Origin of the sequence: Vibrio sp. McD22-P3, from assembly GCF_021568915.1 — a bacterium.
Taxonomy (GTDB): domain Bacteria; phylum Pseudomonadota; class Gammaproteobacteria; order Enterobacterales; family Vibrionaceae; genus Vibrio; species Vibrio mediterranei.
This window is the reverse complement of the sequence record NZ_JAKGTN010000003.1, coordinates 322,676-347,912: the sequence shown is the minus strand read 5'-3', so window position 1 is coordinate 347,912 and position 25,237 is coordinate 322,676. Positions and strand designations below refer to the sequence as shown.

Here is a 25,237-nt window from a genome sequence, read left to right as displayed (position 1 = left end):
ACGTATCGGTATGTTGATCGCAACGCTCTTTCTCCTAGTGACGACAGGCTGTGCTTTACAACCACAAGATGCCTCTACACAAGTGCAATTAAACCCAAATACATCGGTTGAACTGCCGACTCCAGCTCAACTAGGGTATCAGCTCAGCGCCAGTCAACTGATCAGTGCGACCTGGCAAACTCCAAAGGGAGCAGAGTCCTCACAGCTGCCAGTGCAGTTGCAAGTGGATAAAGACAAACTTGTACTCGCGGGGTTCTCTTCTTGGGGAACACGCATTATGTCTCTGAGTTATCAGAATAACGATATCGAGGCAAACGTACTGAACGGCTTGGAGAATACACTTCCTGAGCCGGAGCAAATTTTGTTTAATCTCATGATGACGCTCTGGCCAAAGAGCGCTTGGGAAGCCTCACTTAGCGCAATAGGTTGGCGAATCAAAGATTCCACGCAACAACGTCAGCTCATCGATGAGACTGGGGCTACGGTAATCACAATCCGTTACAGCAACCCAGATCCACTTCGTGGTAAAATTTACTTTGAGCACCAACAATTGGGGTACTCAATCGTAATCCAAACGCTCAACTTTCAACTCAACGGCAGTAAATAATAGATAGGTATGAAGCAAAGCATTCCCCCAATACCCATTTTCATCCAAGATTGCGGGTTCCACTCAGCTCTAGGACATACACCTGAAGGTGTAAGACGGAGCTTGTCTCAAGGTTATTGCAACCATATGGAACGCGACCATGGATTGTTGAATTCGGGAAAAGAGACTGTCGTAGGACGCGTTAAAGAAGCACTACCTGAGCTTCCCGCCAAGCTTAGCCGCTACGATTCAAGAAACAATCGATTGGCGCTTTCTGCATTGCAACAAATAGAAGACAATGTGCGAGCCGCCATTAATCATTATGGTTCAGAGCGCGTCGCCGTCATTGTAGGGACCAGCACATCTGGGATTTCCGACGGTGAGGTGGCTTACACTGAAATATTGGCTACAGGCCAATTTCCAAAAGAATATCATTACACCAAACAAGAGCTGGGTAACTGTAGTGACTTTATTGCTAAGTACTTTGGCATCAAAGGTCCTTGTTATGCGATTTCAACAGCCTGCTCTTCCAGTGGGCGTGTATTCATCACAGCGAAACGGCTACTCAAGTCAGGGCTGGTAGATGCGGTTATTGTAGGCGGCGCAGATACGCTATGTGCACTAACACTGAACGGATTCAATAGCTTAGAAGCGCTATCCAATACGCTTTGTCGTCCATTCGATGCAGATCGAGATGGAATCAATATTGGTGAGTCCGCCGCCTTTATGCTGCTTGGTCATCAACCATTAGACACCGATAACAAGCCAATCGCTTTGCTAGGGGCTGGTGACAGTTCTGACGCCCATCATATCTCAGCGCCTCACCCGGAAGGTCGTGGTGCGGAAGAAGCAATGCAAAAAGCCCTAGCAGATGCTCAATTAAGCCCTGCAGATATTGGCTATATTAATGCCCATGGAACCGCGACACCATTAAACGATAGTATGGAAAGCAAAGCCATTTCTCGTGTTTTCGGTACTAACGTGCCAGTCAGCTCTACCAAGCCATTCACGGGCCATACACTTGGCGCAGCCAGTGCAACAGAAGCAGCGATTGCTTACCACATACTCAAATCGGATTTGTCTTTGCCTAAGCAATCCTGCAAAAACAAAGCACCCGACATCGACATTAGCCTTGTGGAGACTGACCTCAAACTCAATGGAAAAGCAATATTGAGTAACTCATTTGCCTTTGGCGGCAACAACATCAGTCTTATTTTTGGAGAATGGAATGACTAATTTTCCAGACATCGCCGAACTGCTTCCTCATGATGCACCGATGATTTTGGTGGACCGTTTGATTGATGTACAAGAAGAGTCTGTGCACTGCCAAGTGGATATTGGTGAGCACCAATTGTTTTTTGATAACGAATCTAAGACCACTCCCGCATACGTCGGTATCGAGTTCATGGCACAATCTATCGCTGCTTGGTCAGGGTTTCATGCCAAACAAAAAGGTGAGACACCTCCCATCGGTTTTCTATTAGGTAGCCGACGTTACCAGGTTGATTGTGACCGTTTTGAGCAGGGACAAACTCTCGATGTCTATGCAGAGAAAGTGATTGAAGATAGTGGAATGGCGGTATTTTCTGCCCGACTTGAGCTTGATGGAGTTCAACTTGCTTCATGCCAACTCAATGTTTACGTGCCATCTGAACAAAAATTAGAAGAAATGAAAAATAGGAACTCCCAATGAGCCGACAAGTTTTAGTCACTGGTGCCAGTAAAGGTATTGGTAAAGCCATTGCTATACAACTCGCTAATGATGGTTTTACCGTCGCCGTGCATTACATGGGCGATAAACAAGGCGCTCAAGCAACGCTATCAACCATCGAAGCGAACGGCGGCAATGGTCGCTTGATTCAGTTTGATATCAGCAATCGTGCTCAATGTCGTGAGCAAATTGAGGCGGATATTGAAGAGCATGGTGCGTACTACGGCGTGGTCAACAACGCGGGAATTACTAGAGATACCGCTTTTCCGGCAATGACGGAACAAGAATGGGACGGGGTTATTCACACTAACCTAGACAGTTTTTATAACGTACTTCACCCTTGTGTAATGCCAATGGTTCAAAAACGCAAAGGCGGCAGAATCGTCACTCTTGCATCGGTATCAGGAATCATGGGTAACCGCGGGCAAACGAACTACAGCGCTGCAAAAGCTGGCGTCATTGGCGCGACAAAATCGCTTGCTCTAGAACTGGCAAAGCGCAAAATCACTGTGAACTGCGTAGCACCTGGTTTGATTGACACTGGAATGGTGGACGAACACGTGAAAGAGCACGCGATGCCACAAATTCCACTCCGAAGAATGGGTGAGCCTGAAGAAGTGGCTGGTCTGGTAAGCTATCTGATGTCTGATATTGCCTCTTATGTCACCCGCCAAGTTATCTCTGTTAACGGAGGCCTAGTATGAGTCGCCGTGTTGTTGTGACAGGAATGTCTGGCGTTACCGCTTTTGGCAACGACTGGGCGGCGGTCGAGCCGAAGCTTCGCGCCTGTGAAAACGCCACTCAATATATGCCGAGTTACGAGCAATATGACGGGTTGAATACTAAATTAGCCGCACCAATTGATCAGTTCGAACTGCCAAAGCATTATAAACGTAAGCAAGTGCGCGGTATGGGGCGTGTTTCTAAGCTCGCTACTGTTGCTACTGAAAATGCATTACTGCAATCAGGGCTTATAGGCAACGACGTTCTAACCAACGGGCAAACTGGTATTGCTTACGGTTCTTCTACTGGAAGTACCGATGCCATTGGTGCATTTGGTGTGATGCTCAATGAAAAGAGTACTAAGGCCATCACCGCAACTACTTATGTTCAGATGATGCCCCACACTACCGCGGTTAATGTTGGCCTCTTCTTCGGCCTTAAAGGTCGCGTCATTCCTACCAGTAGTGCTTGTACATCAGGAAGTCAGGCGATTGGCTATGCTTTTGAAGCCGTCAAACATGGCTATCAAACGGTGATGGTTGCAGGCGGTAGCGAAGAGCTCTGCCCAACGGAATCGGCCGTCTTCGATACGCTATTTGCCACCAGTTTAAAAAACGATGATCCAAAGTCCACGCCGAGTCCTTACGACTCAAGCAGAGACGGCTTAGTTATTGGCGAAGGTGCTGGCACATTGATCCTTGAAGATTACGAACACGCCGTTGCTAGGGGTGCGACTATTTACGCCGAGATCATCGGTTTTGCCAGTAACTGCGATGCTGCACATGTAACACAGCCTCAAATGGAGACCATGCAAATCTGTATGGAGATGGCGTTACGAGATGCCGGTATCACCGCCGATAAGATCGGCTACGTTTCTGCCCATGGAACCGCTACAGAGCGTGGTGATATCGCAGAAAGTAACGCAACAGCCAATGTCTTTGGCAACATTCCTATCAGTTCTCTTAAGAGCTATTTTGGTCATACCTTAGGGGCTTGTGGTGCTATTGAAGCCTGGCTTAGTTTAGAGATGATGAACTCTGGCTGGTTTAGCCCAACGTTAAACCTGAACAGCCTTGATAAAGAATGTGGTGCATTAGATTACATCACCGGCGAAGGGCGCAATATCGACGCTGAATACATCATGAGCAATAACTTTGCTTTTGGTGGTATCAATACATCGATTATTTTTAAGAAATATAAGTAGACGTTCTACGCGTCATACTTACAGTTAGTCGCTATTAACCTCCGCTCAGTTCATTGAGTGGAGGTTTGTTGTTTTTAGTCCTCATACACTCTCTTGTTTCCCATAACCATTAGTCCCACCTGACATCACTATTCTGTCACAAATAGACATACTGATATTTATCGTTGTGATATCAGCTATCGCTCCCACTGCATTGTTGGTCCTTAGCTCGCTATCTACAATGCGCCTCAGACACTAAAAGCCCACAAATAATGATGCCATTATGAAAAAATCCATTCTAGCTGTTTCCGTATTATCTATCGTTTCTGCACATGCATTTGCAGATTACGAGTCAGTAGAGACTTACCAAGGTAAACCGGCAACTTCACACACTATCGAAGCCAACAATGCGCTCGCCAAAACACTTCCATGGAAAGATACCACCGCATTTGATCGTTCTAAGCGAGGTCTAATAGCAGAGTTTGGTGACCATCGTGCAGGAGAGCTAAAAAACCGCATGGCTCACTTAGATAATGATGAAATCCCGGCCTCGGTTAACCCTTCGATTTGGCGACAAGCACAGATGAACTTTACGTCAGGCGGTCTGTATCAAGTCACTGAAGGTGTGTATCAGATTCGTGGTGCAGACCTTTCAAACATGACTATCTATAAAGCAAAAACAGGCTACATTATTCACGATCCTATGGTAACGGCTGAAACCGCACTAGCAGGTTGGGAGTTTGCGAAAAAGCATCTTCCGAAAATCAACGGCAAGCATAACATCGTAGGTATGATTTACTCGCATACGCACGTTGACCACTTCGGCGGCTCGCGTGGTATTTACGAGTCAGGTGACTTTGTAGAAGGTGCTCCTATTATCGCACCGGTAGATTTCATCCGTGAAATGGCGGACGAGAATGTATTAGCGGGCAACGCAATGGGACGTCGTTCTGCTTATCAATACGGTTCAGAGTTGGGTAACGATGTCACTGGTATTGTTGATAATGCACTGGGCATGGGCTTATCAAAAGGTAATGTTACGCTTGTAGCGCCAACTCAGTACATTGAAGAAAGAGAAGAGACCGTTGATATTGGTGGGCTAGAGTTCCACTTTATCAATATGCCAGGAGCAGAAGCACCCGCAGAGATTGTTCATTACATCCCTGAATACCGCACACTGCATACTGCAGAATTGACCTACGACGGCCAACACAATATCTATACCTTCCGCGGTGCTAAAGTCCGTGACTCGTTAATCTGGACTAAGTACCTGACAGAGCTGAAAATGCGATTTGTAGACTCTGGATTAGTCGACAGTATTCACGCGGCTCACTCTGCTCCGGTGTGGAATGATAAAGGGAACGAAATTTCCGACTACATTACCCTTCAGCGTGATAACTATGGATTTGTCCATAACCAGTCGCTGCGCCTTGCTAACCACGGTGTCACCATTAATGATGTTGGGCGTGAAATCGACAAGATCATACCGAAAACGCAGCAAAACAACTGGGCTTCAAGAGGTTACCACGGTTCCTACTCGCATAATGCACGTGCTGTTGTGAACATGTATTTGGGTTATTACGACATGAATCCAGTTAACACCAATCCACTGACTACAGTTGATAAGTCATGTACCTATGTTAACGCTGCTGGTATCGATACCTTCATGAAAGTCGGCCAAGAACATTTTGCGGCGGGCGAGTATCAACAAGCCTCTCAACTGCTCAATGATGTTGTCATGTGTAATCCCGATAACAAACAAGCACGCGAGTTGTTAGCTGACAGCTTTGAGCAGCAAGGCTATCAGTCAGAAACCATGGCGTGGCGTAATAGCTACTTACAAGCTGCGGTTGAGCTTCGTACCAACCAAATCGGTGAAGGAACTAAAGTAGCATCGGCGGATGTTATCGCCAACACTCCAACTTCGAGTTTCCTAGATTTCATCGCCGTGCGCCTCAATGCTCCTAAAGCGGAAACACTAGGTTTAGAATTCAATATGAATGTGGTTCATCCTGACGTTCAAGAAACCTATTACGTTGAAGTGTCTAACGCCAATATGGCAAGCCTTGAAGTCGATGAAATAGTGAAAGATACCGATACCACCCTACGCATCAACAAATCCGATTTGACCAAGGTGGTGTTAGGTCAAACTACGCTTGATGAGTTGATTAAGTCCAACAAAGCTCAAGTTGAAGGTGATGCGAACACGCTCAAAGATTTGGCTAGTTCGCTAGATAGCTTTAAGCAAGGTTTCGAAATTATGCCTCTGGCTAAATAACTCTCTCGTCTAGAAAGTATTATCTAAAACAACAAAGGTAGTATGCAACTGGCAAACTCGAACGATACAGTCAATGCATACTACCAACCTACCCTTCCTCTTCAATATTCCATACCAATCTATTCATATCACGCTAGCTAATGAGGCAATCAGTCCTTTTTAGACCATGTTGTTCATCTTTTTAATTACTATCATACGCTCGAAAATTCCGTCTTTTTAGCACTACGATTCTGATATGAAAATTGCAGACCTAAAACTGTTCACAAAAGTAGTAGAACTAGGCAGTTTTACTGCCGCGGCCAATGCGCTTGATCTGCCTAGAGCCAATGTCAGTCGACGAATCAATGAACTCGAAAAGGCAGTAGGGTCGCAATTATTTCACCGGACAACCCGCAACCTATCGCTGACAAACAGTGGTAGCACCTATTTTGACGAAATTACCCAAGCCATAGAGTTATTCGACCGTGCTCAACAATCACTGTCCAGTTCTAGAGATATGCTTACAGGGAAAATTAAGCTCGGAGTCCTACCCGAGACTTATGACCTTCTGCAGCCTATCTTGTTCGAATTTCATGACAAATACCCTGAGATTCAACTCGACATCCGCAGTATCAGTAACGGATTCAATGAGATTTTTCAGCAGGGTTTAGATATCGCTATTCACGGCGGAACCATATTCGACTCTGATATTGTTGCCCGAAAAGTGATTCAATATCGCCGAGCATTAGTCGCTTCACCTGAGTATGTTGAAGAGTTTGGAGCTCTAGAGTCGTTAGACGAACTTGACCAACATAAGTGTATTTGTTTTCGCTGGCCTAGTGGTGATATCGACAGCCAGTGGCACTTTGATTCAGGTACCGCTTCTGTCAAAGCAAGTTTAATCGCCAACAGTGTCGGCTTTATTAAAGGCGCGACCATAAGGGGTCGAGGTATTAGTTTCTTACCGACAATGATGATACAACGAGAGCTAAAACAAGGAACGCTCGTGCCTTTGCTACCTCAAGAAACAGCCATAAAAGAAGATGGTTGGCTACTCTACCCTCAGCCAAAAACATTGAATAAAGCCAGTAAAGTGCTCATCGAGCACCTCTCTTCAGAAATACCGCGCCTCAATCAATTGTCATAATTTTTATGACAGTAAGTCTCATCAGAGACGGCTTATTTGAACACTGTTCAATATTAAGATAGCTCCATTATTACGGAGCTATCTATTATGAAAACAATAAACACAATCACACTCTGCATCGCAACGTCCATCGCGTTGCTTGGATGCAATCAAGCCAAGGTGCTAGAGCAACCTGAACCAAAACAAACCACTTTACAGGTCATCAGACTCAATAGCTTAGAAGATAATTCAACCAAGCATTTTAGTGGTGTAGTCCGTGCTCATGATAGCGCTAACTTGGCATTTCGAGTTCCCGGTACGCTGAGCGAAGTTCACGTACAAGCTGGCGATAGCGTTAGAAAGGGTGACGTAATTGCTCGCTTAGATCCTCATGACTATCAAGTAGCACTCGAAGAACTAGAAGCAAAGATGCTTGAAGCAAAGTCAGCTCACAAACTAGCAAAAGCCGAGTTAAAACGGGTTAAGCAAGCAATCGCTGACAATGCGATTGCCAGTGTAAATTTAGACCGTGCCACGAGTGGTTATGAACGTAGCCTTTCAGCAGTGAAAGTCGTCAATAAAAACATTCAGAGAGCCAAAGACACATTAGGCTATACACAGTTGGTCGCACCTTTTGACGGTATTATCGCCAGCGTAGAATTTGATGCCCATGAGCAGGTTCTACCCGGTATTGCCGTAGCAACCATGCAAGATAACTCCGCATTGGACGTTGAGATTGATGTGCCAGAAAATATGATCGACCAGTTTAGTATCAACGATTCAGGTTCTATTAGCTGGTATCAATCAGACACTCCTATCAAAGGGTATGTCACCGAGATAGCTCCACTTCCTCATCTGATCAAACAGACCTATACCGTTACCTACACATTGGACAATGCAAACCAACATCTCTTCTCGGGCAAGTCCGTTACGGTGTCATCAAAAACAATGGTGGCTAAAGATTCCTTCTGTATTCCCTACTCGGCGCTAGTGGGAGAGAAAGAGGAACTACATATCAATGTGGTACGCAATAACGAGGTGGTCTCGACACCCGTTGAACTGAGATCTTTAGATGCTTATCAAGCTTGTATCTCTGGAAATGTGAAAGGCGACGACTACGTAGTAGTGAGCGGATCTTTCTATTTAAAAGATGGTGATGTAGCAGACAAACTTGTACTTAGGGATCTATAGGACATAGAACATGATTAAACTCGCCGAATTCGCCATTCGACAAAAAACGTTTCTGTTGTTTTTTATCACGCTTAGTATCATCGCTGGCATCTATTCTTATTTTGATCTTGGTAAGCTAGAAGACCCAAGCTTTACCGTAAAAACCGCGGTTGTCGTTACCTTATATCCAGGAGCATCGGCTGAACAGGTCGAGAAACAGGTGACCGATACGGTCGAAACCAAGCTGCAAGAAATGGGGGAACTAAATCGGTTACGATCACTGTCTCGCCCAGGCATGTCCATGGTATTCGTAGACCTTAAAGAAAGTCTGAACTCCCAAGACTTACCTCAGCAATGGGACATACTTCGCAGTAAGGTACAAGATGTAAAACTGCAGCTCCCTGCTACAGCGCAAATCAGCCTAGTGCAAGATGAGTTTTCCGAAGTCTATGGCATGTTGTTTGCCATTCATAGCAACGATGCTCAGCCGGAAGAACTTCGTCGTTATTCAGAAGAACTCCAACGTCGTTTAAAAACCATAAAAGGCATTAAGAAAATTGAATTACACGGTGTCCAACCACGTGTGGTCTATATCGACCTTCCCGATGAACGCCTTGCTCAGTATGGCTTGCCTGTAGCTCAAGTTTGGAATCAACTTAATAGTACCAATACCACCTTCGAAACGGGTAAATTCGATGCTGGTTCAGAACGTATTCGAATCCACCAAGGTAGTGAATTTCAATCTCTAGCCGATATTCGCAATCTCGTAATTAAAGGCGGGGTCAGTGAGTTTGGCACTGGGCTTATTCGACTCGGTGACGTTGCAGATGTCACCATGGGCTATCAAACACCAGCACTTACAGAAAACCGCTACAACGGACAAGCTTCGGTCACATTGGCAGTAAGTCCAGTCCCGGGGATTAATGTCGTGTCGTTAGGCGATACGATCCAAGATATTATCAATGACTACCAAGCGAGCTTGCCTCTTGGGGTTGATATCTCGACTATTGCATTTCAACCTGACGAAGTACAAAAAGCTATCGACAACTTTGTCGGCAACCTGCTAGAAAGTGTTGCGATCGTCTTTGTGGTGCTACTGATCTTCATGGGTTTTAAGAGTGCAACAATTGTTGGCGGCAGTCTTCTTCTGACGATACTGTTAACGCTTATCTATATGAACATCAACGATATAGATTTACACCGAGTATCCCTAGGTACGTTTATCTTAGCACTTGGGATGTTAGTAGATAACGCCATCGTTATCACTGACATGATGATCGCAAAGTTAAATAAAGGTGTTGAGCGAACACAAGCGGCGTTAGACTCTGTTAAGGAAACTGGTGTTCCTTTATTGGGTGCGACTATTATCGCCATCATGGGAGCAAGTCCAGTTCTATTCTCGAAAACGGACGCTGCCGAATTCGCAGGCTCAGTATTTTATATCATAGCGTCTTCACTCTTACTCTCTTGGCTTGTTGCTATGACATTCACCACTCTCATGTGTTGGCTGTTCATCAAACCTAATTCAGAAAGCAGCGAAGACAAAATGGCTCGCTACAAACAATGCGTAAACTGGACAGTCGATAATCCCAAAAAAGCGCTAGCAGCATTGATTCCATTAATTGCGGTTACCGCAATGGCTGTTCCGTACATTGCTATTAACTTTATCCCACAATCAGATCGCCCAATTGTATTCTTCGACTATTGGCTACCTAATGGAGCCAAAGTAGAACAAACCTCAATAGACATGAGGAAAATGGAATCCTGGCTGTTACAGCAACCAGAAGTGGAGAGCATCGCCACAGCAATTGGTAGTAGCGTTCCTCGATTCTCTGTGACGGTTGAACCAGAACCGTTTGACCCAGCTTACGGTCAAATACTAATTAACACCAAAGATTACCAATCAATATCTGCACTTGTTGCACGTGGTGATGCTTGGGTAGAGGAGCAGTTTCCTAATGCGGAGCCTCGATTCCGAGCCTTGAAGCTTGCCACCGCTGATAAATACGCGGTCGAAGCTCGCTTCTCTGGTCCAGATGAAGCTGTACTACACCAACTCGCTAATCAAGCTAAAGCCATTATGGCCCAGCACCCTGAAGCGAAGTACGTACGAGACGATTGGCGCCAACAAAGTAAGGTACTGACTCCAATTATTAACCAAGATAAAGCGCGCCGTGCAGGCATCAATCGAACCGATATCGCCTTTGCCATGAAGCGCGCCTCGGATGGCATGCCACTTGGTCAAATGAACCTCAATGATGAGTTAATTACCATTCAGCTTCGTGGTTCTGAACAAACCATGGCATCACTAGAGACATTACCCGTTAAGTCCATTCTTGGATTGCACAGTGTTCCACTAGGGCAAGTTGTGGATGGCTTCGAGTTAAAAGCCGAAGAGAGCATGATTTGGCGTCGTGACCGCGTGAAAACCATCACAGCTCAGGCGGGGGTTGAACGTACCAGCACTCCTGCGAGAGTTCGAAATGCCATTAAAGACCAGATTGAAGCAATTGAGTTGCCACCTGGCTACACAATGACGTGGGGTGGCGAGTATTACGACGAACACAAAGCAGTGTCAGACATTTTGAAGCAGCTGCCTAAAGCACTGCTCATCATGGTGATTATCCTCGTCGCGATGTTTAATGGCTTTAAACAGCCTGTGATTATTCTTTCTACGATTCCATTAGCAGCAACAGGTGCCACCTTTGCCCTACTTGCTTTTGATAAGCCATTTGGTTTCATGGCGCTCATCGGTGCCGTAACGCTCATGGGTATGATTATTAAAAATGGCATCGTGCTCATGGATCAAATTGAACTAGAAAGGCAGAACGGTTTGGGACTTTCCGAAGCCATTAAGTCAGCGACGATTAATCGTACGATGGCTATATCTATGGGCGCATTAACCACGGCCTTGGGGATGATCCCACTGCTCAGTGACCTGTTATTTGATCAAATGGCCGCAACCATTATTGGTGGACTGGCAGCCGCAACGGTGTTGTCACTATTTGTTATGCCAGCTCTTTATCGCTTGGCCTACAAAGAGACACCAACAACAGCAAAATCATCGACACACGGCACTATCGTCGCGTCAGAACAAAAGGCATAAAACATGAAAACGCATCACTCACGTAAATGCCTACTTAAGGCGATAAAACTTGCTCCTTTGGCTCTCGCAATAACATTAGCGGGCTGTGCTGTTGGGCCTGATTACACAGAACCAACGATGACTCTATCAAACACTTACTTATATAGTAGTAACAAGCAACAAGCTGAGAACGATTACTGGTGGACAAGCTTTAACGACGACTCACTAAATCAAATGGTACAAGATGTGCAGTGTCAAAATATCCCGCTTAAAATGGCAGCCGAGCGGATAAAAATGGCCAACAGTTATCAATCTGTAGTGAGCTCTTTTAAAGTCCCTACTGTTAACATTGGGGCGGGCTACTTTAACTATCAGTTGAGTAAGAATGATTCCCTGTTAGGTCCAGCATTAAACCCTATCGGAGACTCGCTGCCAACTGGCACACCTTTAGACTCCACAACCTTGCTAAATAATCAGCATGATGGCGTGTTTGCTGGCGCTAGCATAGGTTGGGAAATGGATCTGTTTGGGCGTATAGACAGACAGTCGAACGCCGCCAAGATTCGTGTTGAACAAGCAGAAATCTACCGCAGTGGGCTCAATACCCTAATTACCGCAGACTTGGTGCACAACTACCTACAGTATCGTGGCGCTCAAGAGAGAATGGCGTTGATTGACGCAAACTTGGCCGACCAAACTAAGACATTAGAGCTAGTAAAGAAACTGGTAAAAAGTGGCTATGGCTCTGAACTCGACTTAGCACAAGCTCAAACTATGCTGGCTGCAACTGAGTCGGTTATTCCACAACTGGAAATCGCCCAACAAGTTCATAAACAACGGATGGCAACTCTATTAGGTGAACCTCTTACTCAAGTCGATATTCGCCTTGCTAGCAGTGCTGGTCTGCCAAGTCTAGAAGGTGTTATCCCCGTTGGCCTGCCATCTGATCTTCTAAAACGTCGCCCAGATATACGCATTGCTGAACGTGAAATGGCCGCGTTAAACGAAGAAGTCGCAGCTAGCATTGCCAATCGTTACCCCAAGTTTTTCCTAACTGGAACTCCGGGAGTATCGGCAAGCAGCTTTGATGATTTATTTGATTCTGACTCTGTTGGGTGGGCTGGTGCGGTTGGCGTCAGCTGGAACGTGTTTGATGGAGGAAGAGGCGAAGCACTGGTTGAGTTGAACGAAGCACGCTTTGACGCAGCAGTACTTGGCTACGAACACTCGGTCAACACTGCAATCACCGAGGTCGACTCTATGCTGTTTGCGTATGGGCGAAGCCAGCAAAATGAGCAACGTATTCAAGAAGCACTAAACGCCTCTGACAACGCATTAAGTAAAGCACAATCATTGTACAAAGCAGGCCTTATCAACCATCTTGCATTGCTCGATGCACAACGCCAGCAGCGTATTATGGAAGATAGATTACTAGCGGCAAGGTTGCAGACTGCACAAGTGACAGTAGGAGTCTTTAAATCACTAGGCGGAGATTGGCAGCTTCCTAATTTAGTACCAGAAGACGCTTAACATATTGCATTATGAAAGAACGCGGATGACTGAATCGCCGCGTTCTTTCATTTCGTAAAGTACAACAGTTCATCACTGACAGGCTATCGTGAAAGAATGACACTTAGCTACTAGTCAGTTGAGGTCACTACATCAAAGCACTCTTGCTTAACCCGAGAGCGTAAAATCTTCTAGATAATATTTCTCGAATGTTCAGTATTTTCAGAACGATTATTTCGAATTAAAGGAGTGGGGTCATGTTATTTCAACGTTAAGTTTTAACCGACTGTAACCATAAATTCGATACCAAGATGAAATATACGGATAGAGTTAATTTCATTTACTTCTGAAAAATATAATGTAGCAAAACTCGTAAAGCAATTTACGCCTCACGAGCTTTCAAAACTCTAAGGTTAACCTATTTGGTTTTGTTCTTTTAACCTCTTTAGTTGGTTAATAGCACTGAACTTAGCACGCGTCTGTACATACTTCGCCAAGGCTCTCTCTTGGATATGAGCCACCCTGATGGCACCAAGTACATTTACCTCCAATGGCGCATCAATCGAAAAAACCATCGTTGGAATATCTGATACAAGGTTGTGATAGCCATTGTTAGCTAGGATATCGCACTCGTAACTCTTACTTATCAAGTTGCAAGATATACAGATATTTACATATTTGAGTTTTCCTATAATAAAGAAGTTAGAGTCATCACTCCCACGCTGAACTTCAGTGAACCCAAACTCCTGCAAAGAAGCAGTAATCGTTTCAGTATGCTGTTCAACGAAAGAACTCATAATTTTTCCCTTTGCTTGGCGCAAAATCGGTGCCTTATTTGATACCACGCTTTATCCTGACGAGCAGTGGCTTGCTCTACGGCCTTCTTCCAGTAAATAGATGCTTCATTAAATTGACGCTGTCTCTCTAACTTTGAAGCGGTCTCTGCATACTTCTCGATATCAGTCAAAATTAAACCCTCAGCTAAATATAGATTGGGGTACCTTTGTCAAAGCAGTAGCCTTGATATCCCCAAAAGAATCGATTTAAGCCAACTAACATTTTGAATATCGACGTAGACTCAACATGTTCCATGATTATTTTTTCCGGCCTTACCTGTGCGAAGGTTTCAAGCATATCCACTTCTCTTGCCGAACTGGGAGATTGAATTTTGATGAACTCGTATAAGTTCATATCCAATTCATTAGCACGAAAGTCCGACTTGTAAATATCGTAATCATCCGCTGCCGTCACTACGCCATTCTGTTTTAGCAGAGTAAGCCCCTCTATGATTCGTACGCAGCTGCCACACACGTTTCGTTCAGTCATTTCCACAACTAGCCCAATTTGTTTTTCTAATAGATAGCTATTTAACTCAATAAGTCTCGCTAACAAGGTAATATCACATAGATTGCTTCGCTCTATGTTGAGAAAGATATACTTCCCAGACCAATCACATTCAAACCTACCATTCTCAACGGCGACTTTTATTCGTTCTAGCAAATAATTAGCTGATGATGAAAACGTTAAGTCACTATGAACATTGGGGCCAAGCAAAGTTTCTCGACTTCTTATTTGGTCAATTAGAACCTCATACCCTATACATTGCTCACTTGCACTATATATACCTTGCATTTTGTACTGGTAATTTGCGCTGCTATGCTTGATTCCTTTAATAAATCTGTCAATTTGCACACACATAAATGGCGTTCTCCCCTTCTACGAGTGCGTAGCCTACGCCCCGTATGCTTATAATCCTTATATTTTTATCTGCCAGATTCCTTCTCGTGCAGTACACCAATTGGAGCAAACTACTTTCGCTTATTGGTTCTCCGTCCCAAACAAAATCAACAATCTCATTTTTCGATAGAACCACACCTTGAGGTGTTTGGTTTAAGCAGCAAAGCATTCTTAAACATGTCTCACTCCATACTCGATTGCTTTTTCGGTCTATTACTTTGTTCTTTCTCTTCTCTAATTGAAGATCAAACCGGTACTCAATATTCTTAATTCGAATACAGTTAAAACATTCAAGACTTTTAAGACATTCCATTAGTTACTCCCCCGTAAGCGAAAATGCTAACAAACAGACCAACTGACATGACGTTTAATGATTATTATTATTTAGAGCAAGAATTCTATTTTAGGGCAGCAGCAAAGTGCGAGCTAAAAATATACACAGATCACATTGCACCACTACACTAATAACATTAAAATCAATAACAACTCAATTTAAACTAATGTTAGAACAAAAGGTAATGGAGTGTCGGAATAAGTAATATTACGTCATAGAGAAATAAAAGCCTCCGTATGGAATGCTGAATAATTAACAGTTAATAGGCTAGGAAAAATTAAAAATAGTCCACATTCACCATAAGAACTATGTATTCTGGTAAATATAATGTTCATATTTGGATATATATAACCACATGGCGTCATGTAAAAATTAAAGATCACTGAGGGCGAGCCGTACTTCTCAGCGTTTTTGAAGGGGAACTTTGCCAAAAAAGAACGGCATAGTTAGTTATTTGAAGAGTATCTAAGTTATGTGAATTATGGTTATCTATCTTGGGGATAACAAATAAATCACGGTTAGGCTTAAAACAGTTACTATTTGGAACATGAGTTTTTTACATACGAAAAAGCCCGCTTCAGAGAAGCGGGCTTTCGAAAATTTGGTGGGTCCGGGCGAACTCGAATCGCCGACCCCTACCATGTCAAGGTAGTACTCTAACCAACTGAGCTACGGACCCAAATTTTGTGTTCCCTTTGAATCGTGATTCAAAGTGAGGATGGTGGGTCCGGGCGAACTCGAATCGCCGACCCCTACCATGTCAAGGTAGTACTCTAACCAACTGAGCTACGGACCCATCGTCTTTGGAACGAGATGGATATTAACGAGAGATACCAAGCTGTGCAAGTAGATTTTTGTGTTTTTGGTATCGTTTGGCTTAGAAGCCATCAATTCGACTCTTTTTTATGCTTTTAACCAGTAAAAATGTGAATTACATCAGTTTGTTGAACCTAATGGTACTACGTATTTATTCCTCATCATCGAAAACGACGTTGTAGTTTTCGGTGTATTGGCACAATGGTTGACGACTACAAGTAAAGAAACGTCGTCCTTTGAAATCACCCTGCGTTGCCGTCTTTATCGTCATAGGGCTACCACAACGTTTACAGAAACGGACTTCTTTTTCGGGTTCAATAAGATCAATATGTGCAGCAAGCAAACGTCTTATCTTACTGACTTGGTAGCTCAACTTAACAGATGCACCTATGAGTGGGATATTTGCAGATTTACACACTTGCATAATCAGCTTTTGACGTTCAACTTTGCCTTTATCCAACTTTTGACCGTTGTCGTACTCGATCACGACTCTGGGTTGCATCGTTCTCGGATCGCAAATAACAAAATCGAAGTAGCTTTTGGCAATCACGTTATTAGCAATGAACCATTGCTTCTTATTACTAATGTTCTGAGGAGTCACTACATTAGCCATGCTGACCTTAGTTAAGATGACACCATGCTCCCCTACAGCTTCTTTTAATGCATTATAGAAAGCTGTTTGTGCCGAAGAGAGAATTGGTCCCTTCACTTTGTACTGATACGATCTTGTGTCTTCCTGCTTTACAAAGTATTTCTGAGCAACAAGGAACAACCCCACCAGTAACGCTAATACAATGAATATCTCAAACATTGACGCAGTAATACCTAGAATTAATGAACATGTTCGTTTCCAGAGTATTCGCAATAGGATATAGATGCAATCATTGTAAGCTGAACTCTGATTTTTGTCGTATATTCTATTTAGAAAGAGTCAGTTAGGTATTAAAAGGAGTCTACCTTGATAAAAACAATTCTTCGCTATTTTGTGGTGAGCTTACCACTGTTGTTACTCGGTTGTACTGGCATTCCCGACAAAGTACAGCCCGTTACAGGTTTCGATCTCGACCGCTATCTTGGCAGATGGTATGAGGTGGCTCGACTGGACCATAGCTTCGAGCGGGGGCTAGACAATGTGACCGCTACCTACTCATTGAATGACGATGGCTCTGTAAAAGTGCTAAATCGTGGTTGGGACACGAAAGAGCAGGAATGGTCGGAAGCGGAAGGCAAAGCAAAATTTGTCTCGTCACCCGATATCGCGCACCTTAAAGTGTCTTTCTTCGGACCTTTTTATGGAAGCTATGTGGTCTATTATTTAGAACCAGATTATTCTGCTGCACTAGTCAGTGGCTACAATTCCGATTACTTTTGGATTTTATCGAGAACACCTACCATCAAGGAAGCAAAGTTAGACCAGTATTTGAAAATCGCTTATGAAGCCGGATTCGACACATCGGCGCTTATCTTCCCTAAACACGATAAGCCTAAGCAAAATTAACGCGCAGTCAGCACGGACTTAAACATCCCTTTAAGTTTGATTTTCGTTACCCGCCAATGAGTCACTGGTCTCATTGGCGCGGTGTCAAGAATATGCTCTTTTGCACGCTCATCAAAAACCACAGGGCCTCGGTGCGCCAACAGAATCTGCTCAGCGTTTAAGTTGTACACTTTCTCCACTGATCTTCGATATTGATTTGGATGAAATATAGGAAATGGTGCGATGAGATGCTGCTTCACTTGCACCATTAAGTCCGCAACATAAACAATCGACTCATTAGGGTTATAGACCGAGATATCTCGGTCTGTGTGACCCGGCGTGTCAAGTATTTGCCAATCAGCAAATAACGGTACAGTATCACCATCAATCAGTTGGTAATCCGCATTTAATGCCTTGTTGTACCATAGGTTTTTTCTAGGTTGCCCTAACCGCTTCGCCATATACCAAGCCAACACTAAGTCTGTAACATGCATCAAAAAGCCATCTATCCCGGAATACCAATCGCGCTCTTTCGCCGCTGAGACAATTTTAGCTCCTGTAATAGCTTTGAGCCGATGAGCAGCTCCAGCGTGGTCTGGGTGCATATGGGTCACGACGATAACTTTTAAATCAGAAACTTGCCTCTGTAAATCATCGGTGATAAAACGCAGTATAGTGCCCACGTCAGCTCGGCTTGCACCGTCTAACAAGAGCAATTTATCTGGGTACTCAACCAAATAGATTTGTTGTATATATCCTTTAATTTGATGAATCTTCATCTTTCACTGACTGGTCTGATGTCTTTTCACCAAGATAGCCTTCAGGTAACATTTTTGCAACATAAACATCATTCATCTATGTTGAATTGATAAGTGTCTAGGAATATTTATGAGCACATTAATTGCGGGTCATCGCGGTGTTGCTGGAACCCATCCAGAAAACACCCTAGCAAGTATTCAAGCAGCAAAAAGAGCGGGCCTCACCTGGGTTGAAGTGGATGTTCAACCGACTAAAGATGACATACTAGTGGTTTGTCACGACCACACTATTAACCGATGCAGTAATGGTACTGGCAGAATCGATGAATTAACATTCGAACAACTTAGTCAGTTCGACTTTGGGTCATGGAAAGCACCACGGTTTGCTGGTGAGCGACTGATGAGTTTCGATGAATTACTCAATTACTGTCAGACTAACCAGCTGAGCATCAATATTGAGGTCAAGGTTGATAAACATGATGCGGAGCACGTCATTGCTCTACTTGCAGAACGGCTCAATGCCTGTGAGATAGACCGAAATCAGTTGCTTATCTCAAGTTTTAGTCGTGAGGTAATGCTTGCACTGTATCAAGCAAAACTTGGCGTGCGCCTAGGTGTGCTAGGTAACCGGCTTAATAACCGTCTTTTAAAAACTATTGATGAGGTAGAGGCGTTCAGCTGCCATCTCAATTATCGTTGGCTTACTCAAAAGCACATTAGAACGTTGCGAGAACGTGGCTTGCAGATCTGGTGCTATACCGTTAATAACCCGAAATCTTTTAAGCATTTACAGCAAGTTGATGCAATCTTCAGTGATTATCCGCAGCGATTTATGAACTTACTTTAGTGGGCTTCATTGACGCAACCATATAATCAATAAATGCTCGTCTTCGAGCGGGCATAAACTTTGACTGGGGAAATTGCATCACGATTTCCCCTTGATACCGAGAGTTAATATGCCATTCTGGTAACACCTGTAAGACCTCGCCTGCTCTCAAAGCTTTTTCCACCACAAACTCTGGGAAGATACCAATACCAACTCCACTTTTGACTGCATTTAACCGCATCTCGGAGTGGTTAACTGAGTAACGGCCGTCAACTTGAACTTTAACGTTTTCCCCATCCTTATTGAAAAGCCATACATTATCGTTTGGTTGCTCATTGAGAAATAAGCAATTGTGATTCAATAAGTTATTTGGATGGAACGGAATACCATGCTCTTGAAGGTACGATTTGCTTGCACACAGCACGGCTTTGATTTCACCAAGCGTTTTTGCCACCAAGTTTTCTCTTGGGAAATGCGTCAGCTCGAAAACGATATCTAGGTTGTGACCAAAAGGATCAACGAACTCATCACTAACCAGTAAGCGAAGTTTTACCTTCGGGTACAAATCGAGAAACGGCAGCATTAGTGGTTCTAAAATATGGCGGCTGAAAGCTTTGGGTGCCGATATTCTCAGTTCTCCTAAAGCTTCTCCCCCTTCCTGACTGGCGATATTAGCGATATCAGAAGCAGACTCCATAATTTTCTTACTGAACTCGTACACCACCTTGCCAGTGTCCGTTGTTACCTGTTTTCTTGTTGTTCGTTCAAGCAGATCGGTATTAAGAGCAGCCTCAAGTCGACTGATTTGGCGACTTACTCCTGATGGCGTCATCCCTAACCTCTGAGAGGCGGCGGTGAAGCTCCCAGCTTCAACAACTGTCACAAACGCAGCAATATCCGGCAAAAGTGCCATGAGTTTATTTGTGTCCATCAGTCATAAGTCCTATGCATTTCGGAAGTATTATCACTTTGTTATTCATAAGTTAGCATATCGATAGAATTATTCACAAAAAATATTTAAGAGCAATTACAAATGGATAGGAATTACGCACAAAGTTTCACAGTGAATTGGGCGGTTATAGGGTTACTCGCGGTATCAATCGTCTGGGGTACCAGTTACGGAACGTCAAAACAGGTTCTTCAAACACTTAGTGTCCCACAACTATTGTTCGCCCGTTTCGCTTTAAGCTGTGCCGTACTAGTCGTAATCCTATATAAGAAAAAGCTCTTCATTGAATTTACTAACAACGCAATTGGCTATTTAAAAGTAGGATTACTTACTGGTGCTATCTTGAGCTGCATATTCATTACCGAAACATGGGCTGTGATGCTCGCTCAAGCAGGACAAGTTGCTGTCCTCATCAGTCTCTGTATCCTGTTCACTCCATTCTTGGAAAAGGTATGGCTTAAGGTTTCATTGCCTAAAGGCTTGGTAGGATACTGTTTTATAGGGGTGGTAGGTGTCGCTTTGCTTTCCAACGTGACTCAACAGGACTTTACCTTCAATTTGGGAGTCGCATTAGTTCTAATCGCAGCCGTACTCAGAGCGATCATGGTTGTTACCTGCCGAAAAGCCTTCACGGGACACGAGTTGAATACCGAACTGATTACTTTTATTCAACTCTCGGTTGTTACTGTCGTAAGCTTGTTATTAATGTTCAAAGAAGGGTCGGCTACCCAGTTTACAACAACTATGATGCAACTTGATTGGGTCACCTCGAGTTGCTTAATATACCTTGCTTTAGGTTGTACCCTTATGGCGTTTTTCCTGCAGAACTACGCCGTCAAGTTTCTTCACGCAAGTCAAGCATCACTTTTGATGGGCACAGAGCCACTATTTGGGTTGATTTTCGCGGCAATTTTCTTGCAAGAGCAACTTACAAACCTTCAATGGTTGGGTAGTTTTCTTATCATTTCCACCACTGTTGCAGCTTGTTACCAATTTTCTAAGCACAAACAGCCTTGATGTCAGTCGATTTACCTAAAATGCGGCACTTTTTTTGATTTACCTCAGGTCTAGCACGTAAACATAGGGTGTAAAGTGAGTGTCCCTGTTTCATAACGTGAAGTAATCCTATGACACTAGTAAATACCGACCGCCTTGTTAACCACTTCTTTGATCTTGTTAAAATCGACAGCGAATCTGGCAATGAAAAAGCCATTGCTGAAGCTATTGCTGAACAGCTGGGTGAGCTAGGTTTCGCCGTAAGCAAACTTCCTGTACCAGAACAGTATACCAATGGGTTTAATGTATATGGTCGCCTTGAAGGTACGCTTGACGGTAGCATTGTATTCAGTGCTCACATGGACACAGTAACTCCAGGTATTGGCATCGAGCCAATCATTGAAGACGGTATTATTCGCTCAAAGGGCGATACGATTCTTGGTGGAGACGACAAGTCTGGTATTGCAGCAGTAATGGAAGCGGTACGTTGCCTTAAAGAGCAAAACCGTGAACATAAAACTATCGAAGTCGCTTTCACCGTTCACGAAGAAGGTGGCCTGTTCGGTTCGGAACACTTCGATATGTCCTACATCCAATCAAACAACGCGATAGTACTTGATACTGGTGGCCCAATCGGAACCATCGTAACGGGTGCTCCGGGCCAACAAAAAATTGTTGCTAAAATCAAAGGTCGCCCAGCTCACGCAGGTCTAGCTCCCGAAGAAGGCATCAGCGCAGCAATGGTTGCCGCAGATGCTATCGCAAACATGAAGCTGCTTCGCATCGATTCAGAAACTACAGCAAACATCGGTTCTGTTAACGGTGGCCAAGCAACTAACATCGTAATGCCAGAGCTAACTGTGGTTGCCGAAGCACGTTCACTAAACAGCGACAAGCTAACCGCTCAAGTTAAGCATATGGTTGATACTTTCCAAGCGTCGGCTGAGAAATTCGGTGCAGAAGTCGAGATCGAATCAACACGTGCCTACGACGCTTTTGTTATCGCAGAAGACGACGCACACGTTCTGAAGGTTAAACAAGTCTTTGAAGCAAACGGCATCGAAGCCAACACAAAACATACTGGTGGTGGTAGTGACGCGAACAACTTCAACGGTAAAGGTCTAACAACTGTAAACCTTTCTACTGGTATGGCAAAAGTTCATACTACTGAAGAGTACATCGCTATTGACGATATGGTGAAAATCACTGACTTCGTTATTGGCTACGTAACGGCTTAAATCTAGCAATAGAACTTAGCGCTGCATTTCACACCTGTGGAATGCAGCGTTTTTTATAGCCCCTCATATTCATCAATGGCTGCACGAGCTTCCACTAAAGTACAACCCGACTCATGCATCAATTCTGCAATGGTTACTTCAGGGTTTCGCTCTAATACTTGTTGAATGGGTGACTTATACTCCGATAACACTTTCTCTATCGCAACCGATATCCAACCTACACTGGCATCTAATGCGAACGACGCCAGTTGTTCTTTGCGACCAGTAACGAGCCAATTGCGTGAGCGGCGGATGCGTTTGAGCGTGCATCCGGATTGGGAAGCGCTTGCGATAACCTGTGCTTTATCCTCAACTCGATGGACGAAGCTATTAAGACGAACTGATATTAAAAGCCGCGATTTTTCCAAAACTGACCTTCATCTCTTGCTGTTACTTTGAACTTCTTCTCCGCAACCACACGTCCTTGCATTTCAAGTACCATGCGCCACTCCCCTAGATTGCTTTCAAAGCCATCGATAGGGTGAAGCAGCTGAATGGTGTCCCCCAGATAGAAGTCCCAATCATTACTGCCGATATGCTCTTCACCATCAAAAGGTTCCAACACCTGCCCTTTCTTACCAAGGATGCCAGGATGGTAAATACAGTATCGAACGCGCTCCCCTTTGGCCTTTTTGATATTAACAATAAAGCCAAATTCAATGTGCTCATCGGCTGGCACTATGGTGGTGAAATCTTGAATTTTAGGCAGCTCTTTAGAGCCGGAATCCCAAGTGGAATAAATACCATAAGACGTCATTTCGATGACGGGTGAACGTTTAGCCATTGTCCCATTGAGCCTTTAATTTGATCAGCGTTATTTGATACATCATTATCACGACACTGCGCTACATTTCATGCGTTCAGTCTTGCCAGCGAGCACGCATTTTAGCAATGACAGCATCACTAACTCCATGGATATTTTGGTATTTACCGTTACAAACGATAATTTCCAAATCCGCATTGAATTGCTGCGCTAGCGTTTTATACGCCTTCATTTCCCAACGTCGCACGAAGGTATTTGCCACTACTACATTCTCACCTTTGGCAAGAGCCTGTTCGACCTGCTTCTGGCACCACAAATGTGCTTGTTCAATCAAGTCAGGATCATAGCAGTAGTCTCCGTGAACATTAACAAAATACATGTCGGCTTCGAAATGTTGTGCATCATATGTCTTTGCTAACGTTGTTTTTCCTGAGCCAGGTAAGCCACGGATTAGCGTCAATTTCAATTGCTGGTACCTTCAAACATATAGAACCAAGCATTGTACCCAATTTCAGGCTCAGTACACGGTTTGATTCGTTGATCATACTCGAATTGAACTAAAATTAACTATCGACAAGCAAAAACGTTTGCGTTAACTTTAGATGTATAGACGTCCAGATGACCAAACATTAGCTTAGGGAGAAAGCTGTGCCAATTAAGATTCCCGATCAACTGCCTGCATCCAACGTATTGAGAAACGAAAATATCTTCGTGATGTCGGAGACGCGTGCTGCCACGCAGGAAATTCGACCACTCAAAGTACTGATCCTCAATTTGATGCCAAAGAAAATTGAAACGGAAACCCAGTTCCTAAGATTGCTTTCTAATAGTCCACTACAAGTTGATGTCGAACTGCTGCGCATTGATGACAGACCAAGCAAGAACACACCAACGGAACACCTAGATACCTTCTACCGTCAGTTTGAAACGATCAAAGATCGTAACTTCGATGGACTTATTATTACCGGAGCACCACTCGGTCTAGTTCAATTTGAAGACGTGATTTACTGGGAACATCTGCAAACCATTATGAATTGGGCCAACAAGCACGTGACCTCTACCTTATATGTGTGCTGGGCGGCTCAAGCGGGACTGAAGCTGTTATTCGATCTGCCGAAAAGAACTCGCAAAGAGAAACTGTCGGGCGTTTACCACCATACTATTCAGCATCAATACCACCCGCTACTGCGTGGTTTTGATGATTCTTTCCTTGCCCCCCATTCGCGCTATGCGGATTTCTCGCCCGAGTATCTGGAGTCACATACCGATCTAGATATCCTAGCAACCTCAGATGTAGCAGGTGTCTACCTTGCCGCAACCAAGGACAAACGAAATGTATTTGTGACAGGTCACCCTGAGTACGACTCACACACTTTACATGGAGAGTATGTCCGTGACCTTGGTGAAGGTATGGAGCCCGCAATTCCGGTCAATTATTATCCGAACAACAACCCTGATAATAAACCTATTGCGAGCTGGCGAAGTCATGGGCACTTATTGTTTGCCAACTGGCTCAACTACTGTGTATACCAGCAAACGCCTTACGATTTGGAACACTTCAGTGCAGATGCGTTTACCACAGACGAGTAAGGCAGTCTTGCGACCTACTTTCTAAATCCTATTGCGGCAATATCTACCTATCTCCCCAGCTATTGGGGAGATATCATCTGCTTTCCTACGATTTTACTTCGCCAATAACGCTACTTTTTTCAAAAAGCTATCACGCAAGTGTTCTTGGTCGTATTCCAAATGATAGGTATTGTGAAAGCCCACTTTCAGCTCTACACCATTACCTCTCATATACACGTTATAACCATCATAATCTGAGAACGCTTCAACACCGCCATAGATCTTGCCAAACTCTGTATCAGCGCCATGTTCCATTATGTTGTCGTAGGCTTGAAGTACTTTTCCGGGATCCAGTTCGTTTTTCATCGCTGCCTCCTAATAAACA

The 25,237-nt window shown here is 44.1% G+C and carries 26 protein-coding genes and 2 tRNA genes; 15 read left to right on the top strand and 13 right to left on the bottom strand.

The window, feature by feature from the left end; genetic code table 11:
* Positions 1-10 precede the first annotated feature (10 nt).
* The 10 genes from L2W36_RS05555 to L2W36_RS05510 all read left to right on the top strand — a co-directional run bounded on the left by L2W36_RS05555 (position 11) and on the right by L2W36_RS05510 (position 13,371).
* Positions 11-607, top strand: a complete 597-nt coding sequence (locus tag L2W36_RS05555) for a DUF3261 domain-containing protein (RefSeq protein ID WP_031495343.1) — start codon at positions 11-13, stop codon at positions 605-607.
* A 9-nt stretch (positions 608-616) separates the two neighbouring features.
* Positions 617-1,822, top strand: coding sequence for a beta-ketoacyl-[acyl-carrier-protein] synthase family protein (locus L2W36_RS05550; protein WP_038222458.1), 1,206 nt, complete (start codon positions 617-619; stop codon positions 1,820-1,822).
* Positions 1,815-2,279: a hotdog family protein gene (locus tag L2W36_RS05545; RefSeq protein ID WP_006071868.1), complete on the top strand. Its 465-nt coding sequence runs from the start codon at positions 1,815-1,817 to the stop codon at positions 2,277-2,279. The genes L2W36_RS05550 and L2W36_RS05545 overlap by 8 nt, the downstream gene beginning before the upstream one ends.
* A complete protein-coding gene (locus L2W36_RS05540; protein WP_006071869.1) occupies positions 2,276-3,001 on the top strand; it encodes a 3-ketoacyl-ACP reductase FabG2 in 726 nt (241 codons plus the stop codon). The genes L2W36_RS05545 and L2W36_RS05540 overlap by 4 nt, the downstream gene beginning before the upstream one ends.
* Positions 2,998-4,224 (top strand): beta-ketoacyl-ACP synthase, encoded by a 1,227-nt coding sequence (locus L2W36_RS05535; protein WP_236109519.1) that lies wholly within the window; start codon positions 2,998-3,000, stop codon positions 4,222-4,224. The genes L2W36_RS05540 and L2W36_RS05535 overlap by 4 nt, the downstream gene beginning before the upstream one ends.
* 262 nt (positions 4,225-4,486) lie before the next feature.
* Positions 4,487-6,481 carry an alkyl/aryl-sulfatase gene (locus L2W36_RS05530; protein ID WP_236109518.1) on the top strand — a complete coding sequence of 665 codons (1,995 nt, stop codon included), beginning with the start codon at positions 4,487-4,489 and terminating at the stop codon, positions 6,479-6,481.
* Positions 6,482-6,716: 235 nt separating this feature from the next.
* The gene (locus L2W36_RS05525) at positions 6,717-7,607 is read left to right on the top strand and encodes a LysR family transcriptional regulator (RefSeq protein ID WP_063603842.1); all 891 of its coding nucleotides are present in this window, start codon (positions 6,717-6,719) and stop codon (positions 7,605-7,607) included.
* An 87-nt stretch (positions 7,608-7,694) separates the two neighbouring features.
* The gene (locus L2W36_RS05520) at positions 7,695-8,777 is read left to right on the top strand and encodes an efflux RND transporter periplasmic adaptor subunit (RefSeq protein ID WP_236109517.1); all 1,083 of its coding nucleotides are present in this window, start codon (positions 7,695-7,697) and stop codon (positions 8,775-8,777) included.
* A 10-nt stretch (positions 8,778-8,787) separates the two neighbouring features.
* Positions 8,788-11,862 (top strand): efflux RND transporter permease subunit, encoded by a 3,075-nt coding sequence (locus L2W36_RS05515; protein WP_236109516.1) that lies wholly within the window; start codon positions 8,788-8,790, stop codon positions 11,860-11,862.
* Between the two features lie 3 nt (positions 11,863-11,865).
* Positions 11,866-13,371, top strand: coding sequence for an efflux transporter outer membrane subunit (locus L2W36_RS05510; RefSeq protein ID WP_236109515.1), 1,506 nt, complete (start codon positions 11,866-11,868; stop codon positions 13,369-13,371).
* A 392-nt stretch (positions 13,372-13,763) separates the two neighbouring features.
* On the opposite strand, the gene L2W36_RS05505 is transcribed toward L2W36_RS05510, so the two are convergent.
* The 7 genes from L2W36_RS05505 to L2W36_RS05480 all read right to left on the bottom strand — a co-directional run bounded on the left by L2W36_RS05505 (position 13,764) and on the right by L2W36_RS05480 (position 17,048).
* Positions 13,764-14,147 (bottom strand): hypothetical protein, encoded by a 384-nt coding sequence (locus L2W36_RS05505; protein WP_006071882.1) that lies wholly within the window; start codon positions 14,145-14,147, stop codon positions 13,764-13,766.
* Positions 14,144-14,317, bottom strand: coding sequence for an ANR family transcriptional regulator (locus tag L2W36_RS05500; RefSeq protein ID WP_236109514.1), 174 nt, complete (start codon positions 14,315-14,317; stop codon positions 14,144-14,146). The genes L2W36_RS05505 and L2W36_RS05500 overlap by 4 nt, the downstream gene beginning before the upstream one ends.
* A gap of 14 nt (positions 14,318-14,331) precedes the next feature.
* Positions 14,332-14,982: a hypothetical protein gene (locus L2W36_RS05495; protein ID WP_124939879.1), complete on the bottom strand. Its 651-nt coding sequence runs from the start codon at positions 14,980-14,982 to the stop codon at positions 14,332-14,334.
* A 49-nt stretch (positions 14,983-15,031) separates the two neighbouring features.
* Entirely contained in the window at positions 15,032-15,256 is a 225-nt protein-coding gene (locus L2W36_RS27480; protein WP_373279024.1) for a winged helix-turn-helix domain-containing protein, read from the bottom strand.
* Between the two features lie 767 nt (positions 15,257-16,023).
* Positions 16,024-16,100 (bottom strand) — tRNA-Val (locus tag L2W36_RS05490).
* A gap of 40 nt (positions 16,101-16,140) precedes the next feature.
* Positions 16,141-16,217, bottom strand: a tRNA-Val gene (locus L2W36_RS05485).
* A gap of 171 nt (positions 16,218-16,388) precedes the next feature.
* Positions 16,389-17,048 (bottom strand): DUF2726 domain-containing protein, encoded by a 660-nt coding sequence (locus L2W36_RS05480; protein ID WP_038225778.1) that lies wholly within the window; start codon positions 17,046-17,048, stop codon positions 16,389-16,391.
* Positions 17,049-17,195: 147 nt separating this feature from the next.
* Here L2W36_RS05480 and L2W36_RS05475 point away from each other — a divergent pair, with 147 nt between their 5' ends.
* Complete coding sequence (locus L2W36_RS05475; protein WP_236109513.1) at positions 17,196-17,735, top strand: lipocalin family protein; 540 nt, start codon at positions 17,196-17,198, stop codon at positions 17,733-17,735.
* Here the strand turns inward: L2W36_RS05475 and L2W36_RS05470 are convergent.
* Positions 17,732-18,493 carry an MBL fold metallo-hydrolase gene (locus tag L2W36_RS05470; protein WP_124939882.1) on the bottom strand — a complete coding sequence of 254 codons (762 nt, stop codon included), beginning with the start codon at positions 18,491-18,493 and terminating at the stop codon, positions 17,732-17,734. The two genes, L2W36_RS05475 and L2W36_RS05470, sit on opposite strands and share 4 nt — an antisense overlap.
* 109 nt (positions 18,494-18,602) lie before the next feature.
* Here L2W36_RS05470 and L2W36_RS05465 point away from each other — a divergent pair, with 109 nt between their 5' ends.
* A complete protein-coding gene (locus L2W36_RS05465; protein ID WP_236109512.1) occupies positions 18,603-19,319 on the top strand; it encodes a glycerophosphodiester phosphodiesterase family protein in 717 nt (238 codons plus the stop codon).
* On the opposite strand, the gene L2W36_RS05460 is transcribed toward L2W36_RS05465, so the two are convergent.
* Complete coding sequence (locus tag L2W36_RS05460; protein WP_171392156.1) at positions 19,303-20,229, bottom strand: LysR family transcriptional regulator; 927 nt, start codon at positions 20,227-20,229, stop codon at positions 19,303-19,305. The two genes, L2W36_RS05465 and L2W36_RS05460, sit on opposite strands and share 17 nt — an antisense overlap.
* Before the next feature lie 102 nt (positions 20,230-20,331).
* On the opposite strand from L2W36_RS05460, the gene L2W36_RS05455 reads away from it, so the two are divergent.
* On the top strand, positions 20,332-21,264 hold the full coding sequence (locus L2W36_RS05455; protein WP_006073762.1) for a DMT family transporter: 933 nt from the start codon (positions 20,332-20,334) through the stop codon (positions 21,262-21,264).
* Positions 21,265-21,374: 110 nt separating this feature from the next.
* Positions 21,375-22,481 carry a M20/M25/M40 family metallo-hydrolase gene (locus tag L2W36_RS05450; protein WP_062457403.1) on the top strand — a complete coding sequence of 369 codons (1,107 nt, stop codon included), beginning with the start codon at positions 21,375-21,377 and terminating at the stop codon, positions 22,479-22,481.
* Between the two features lie 53 nt (positions 22,482-22,534).
* On the opposite strand, the gene L2W36_RS05445 is transcribed toward L2W36_RS05450, so the two are convergent.
* The 3 genes from L2W36_RS05445 to L2W36_RS05435 all read right to left on the bottom strand — a co-directional run bounded on the left by L2W36_RS05445 (position 22,535) and on the right by L2W36_RS05435 (position 23,749).
* A complete protein-coding gene (locus L2W36_RS05445) occupies positions 22,535-22,888 on the bottom strand; it encodes a ribosome recycling factor family protein (RefSeq protein WP_031493027.1) in 354 nt (117 codons plus the stop codon).
* Entirely contained in the window at positions 22,867-23,304 is a 438-nt protein-coding gene (locus tag L2W36_RS05440) for a DUF3859 domain-containing protein (protein ID WP_006073772.1), read from the bottom strand. The genes L2W36_RS05445 and L2W36_RS05440 overlap by 22 nt, the downstream gene beginning before the upstream one ends.
* A 76-nt stretch (positions 23,305-23,380) precedes the next feature.
* Positions 23,381-23,749, bottom strand: coding sequence for an ATP-binding protein (locus L2W36_RS05435; protein WP_006073774.1), 369 nt, complete (start codon positions 23,747-23,749; stop codon positions 23,381-23,383).
* A gap of 182 nt (positions 23,750-23,931) precedes the next feature.
* On the opposite strand from L2W36_RS05435, the gene metA reads away from it, so the two are divergent.
* A complete protein-coding gene (metA, locus tag L2W36_RS05430; protein WP_038225793.1) occupies positions 23,932-24,873 on the top strand; it encodes a homoserine O-acetyltransferase MetA in 942 nt (313 codons plus the stop codon).
* 93 nt (positions 24,874-24,966) lie between these two features.
* On the opposite strand, the gene L2W36_RS05425 is transcribed toward metA, so the two are convergent.
* A complete protein-coding gene (locus tag L2W36_RS05425) occupies positions 24,967-25,218 on the bottom strand; it encodes a DUF3081 domain-containing protein (protein WP_006073778.1) in 252 nt (83 codons plus the stop codon).
* Between the last annotated feature and the right edge of the window lie 19 nt (positions 25,219-25,237).

Coding starts and splice junctions, on each gene's coding strand:
- L2W36_RS05465 (WP_236109512.1), top strand. CDS start 18,603: ATGAGCACATTAATTGCGGGTCATCGCGGTGTTGCTGGAACCCATCCA.
- L2W36_RS05550 (WP_038222458.1), top strand. CDS start 617: ATGAAGCAAAGCATTCCCCCAATACCCATTTTCATCCAAGATTGCGGG.
- L2W36_RS05460 (WP_171392156.1), bottom strand. CDS start 20,229: ATGGACACAAATAAACTCATGGCACTTTTGCCGGATATTGCTGCGTTT.
- L2W36_RS05510 (WP_236109515.1), top strand. CDS start 11,866: ATGAAAACGCATCACTCACGTAAATGCCTACTTAAGGCGATAAAACTT.
- L2W36_RS05540 (WP_006071869.1), top strand. CDS start 2,276: ATGAGCCGACAAGTTTTAGTCACTGGTGCCAGTAAAGGTATTGGTAAA.
- L2W36_RS05555 (WP_031495343.1), top strand. CDS start 11: ATGTTGATCGCAACGCTCTTTCTCCTAGTGACGACAGGCTGTGCTTTA.
- L2W36_RS05450 (WP_062457403.1), top strand. CDS start 21,375: ATGACACTAGTAAATACCGACCGCCTTGTTAACCACTTCTTTGATCTT.
- L2W36_RS05470 (WP_124939882.1), bottom strand. CDS start 18,493: ATGAAGATTCATCAAATTAAAGGATATATACAACAAATCTATTTGGTT.
- L2W36_RS05530 (WP_236109518.1), top strand. CDS start 4,487: ATGAAAAAATCCATTCTAGCTGTTTCCGTATTATCTATCGTTTCTGCA.
- L2W36_RS05495 (WP_124939879.1), bottom strand. CDS start 14,982: ATGCAAGGTATATATAGTGCAAGTGAGCAATGTATAGGGTATGAGGTT.
- L2W36_RS05505 (WP_006071882.1), bottom strand. CDS start 14,147: ATGAGTTCTTTCGTTGAACAGCATACTGAAACGATTACTGCTTCTTTG.
- L2W36_RS05440 (WP_006073772.1), bottom strand. CDS start 23,304: ATGGCTAAACGTTCACCCGTCATCGAAATGACGTCTTATGGTATTTAT.
- L2W36_RS05545 (WP_006071868.1), top strand. CDS start 1,815: ATGACTAATTTTCCAGACATCGCCGAACTGCTTCCTCATGATGCACCG.
- L2W36_RS05520 (WP_236109517.1), top strand. CDS start 7,695: ATGAAAACAATAAACACAATCACACTCTGCATCGCAACGTCCATCGCG.
- L2W36_RS05425 (WP_006073778.1), bottom strand. CDS start 25,218: ATGAAAAACGAACTGGATCCCGGAAAAGTACTTCAAGCCTACGACAAC.
- L2W36_RS05455 (WP_006073762.1), top strand. CDS start 20,332: ATGGATAGGAATTACGCACAAAGTTTCACAGTGAATTGGGCGGTTATA.
- L2W36_RS27480 (WP_373279024.1), bottom strand. CDS start 15,256: ATGCTTTGCTGCTTAAACCAAACACCTCAAGGTGTGGTTCTATCGAAA.
- L2W36_RS05525 (WP_063603842.1), top strand. CDS start 6,717: ATGAAAATTGCAGACCTAAAACTGTTCACAAAAGTAGTAGAACTAGGC.
- L2W36_RS05480 (WP_038225778.1), bottom strand. CDS start 17,048: ATGTTTGAGATATTCATTGTATTAGCGTTACTGGTGGGGTTGTTCCTT.
- L2W36_RS05535 (WP_236109519.1), top strand. CDS start 2,998: ATGAGTCGCCGTGTTGTTGTGACAGGAATGTCTGGCGTTACCGCTTTT.
- L2W36_RS05515 (WP_236109516.1), top strand. CDS start 8,788: ATGATTAAACTCGCCGAATTCGCCATTCGACAAAAAACGTTTCTGTTG.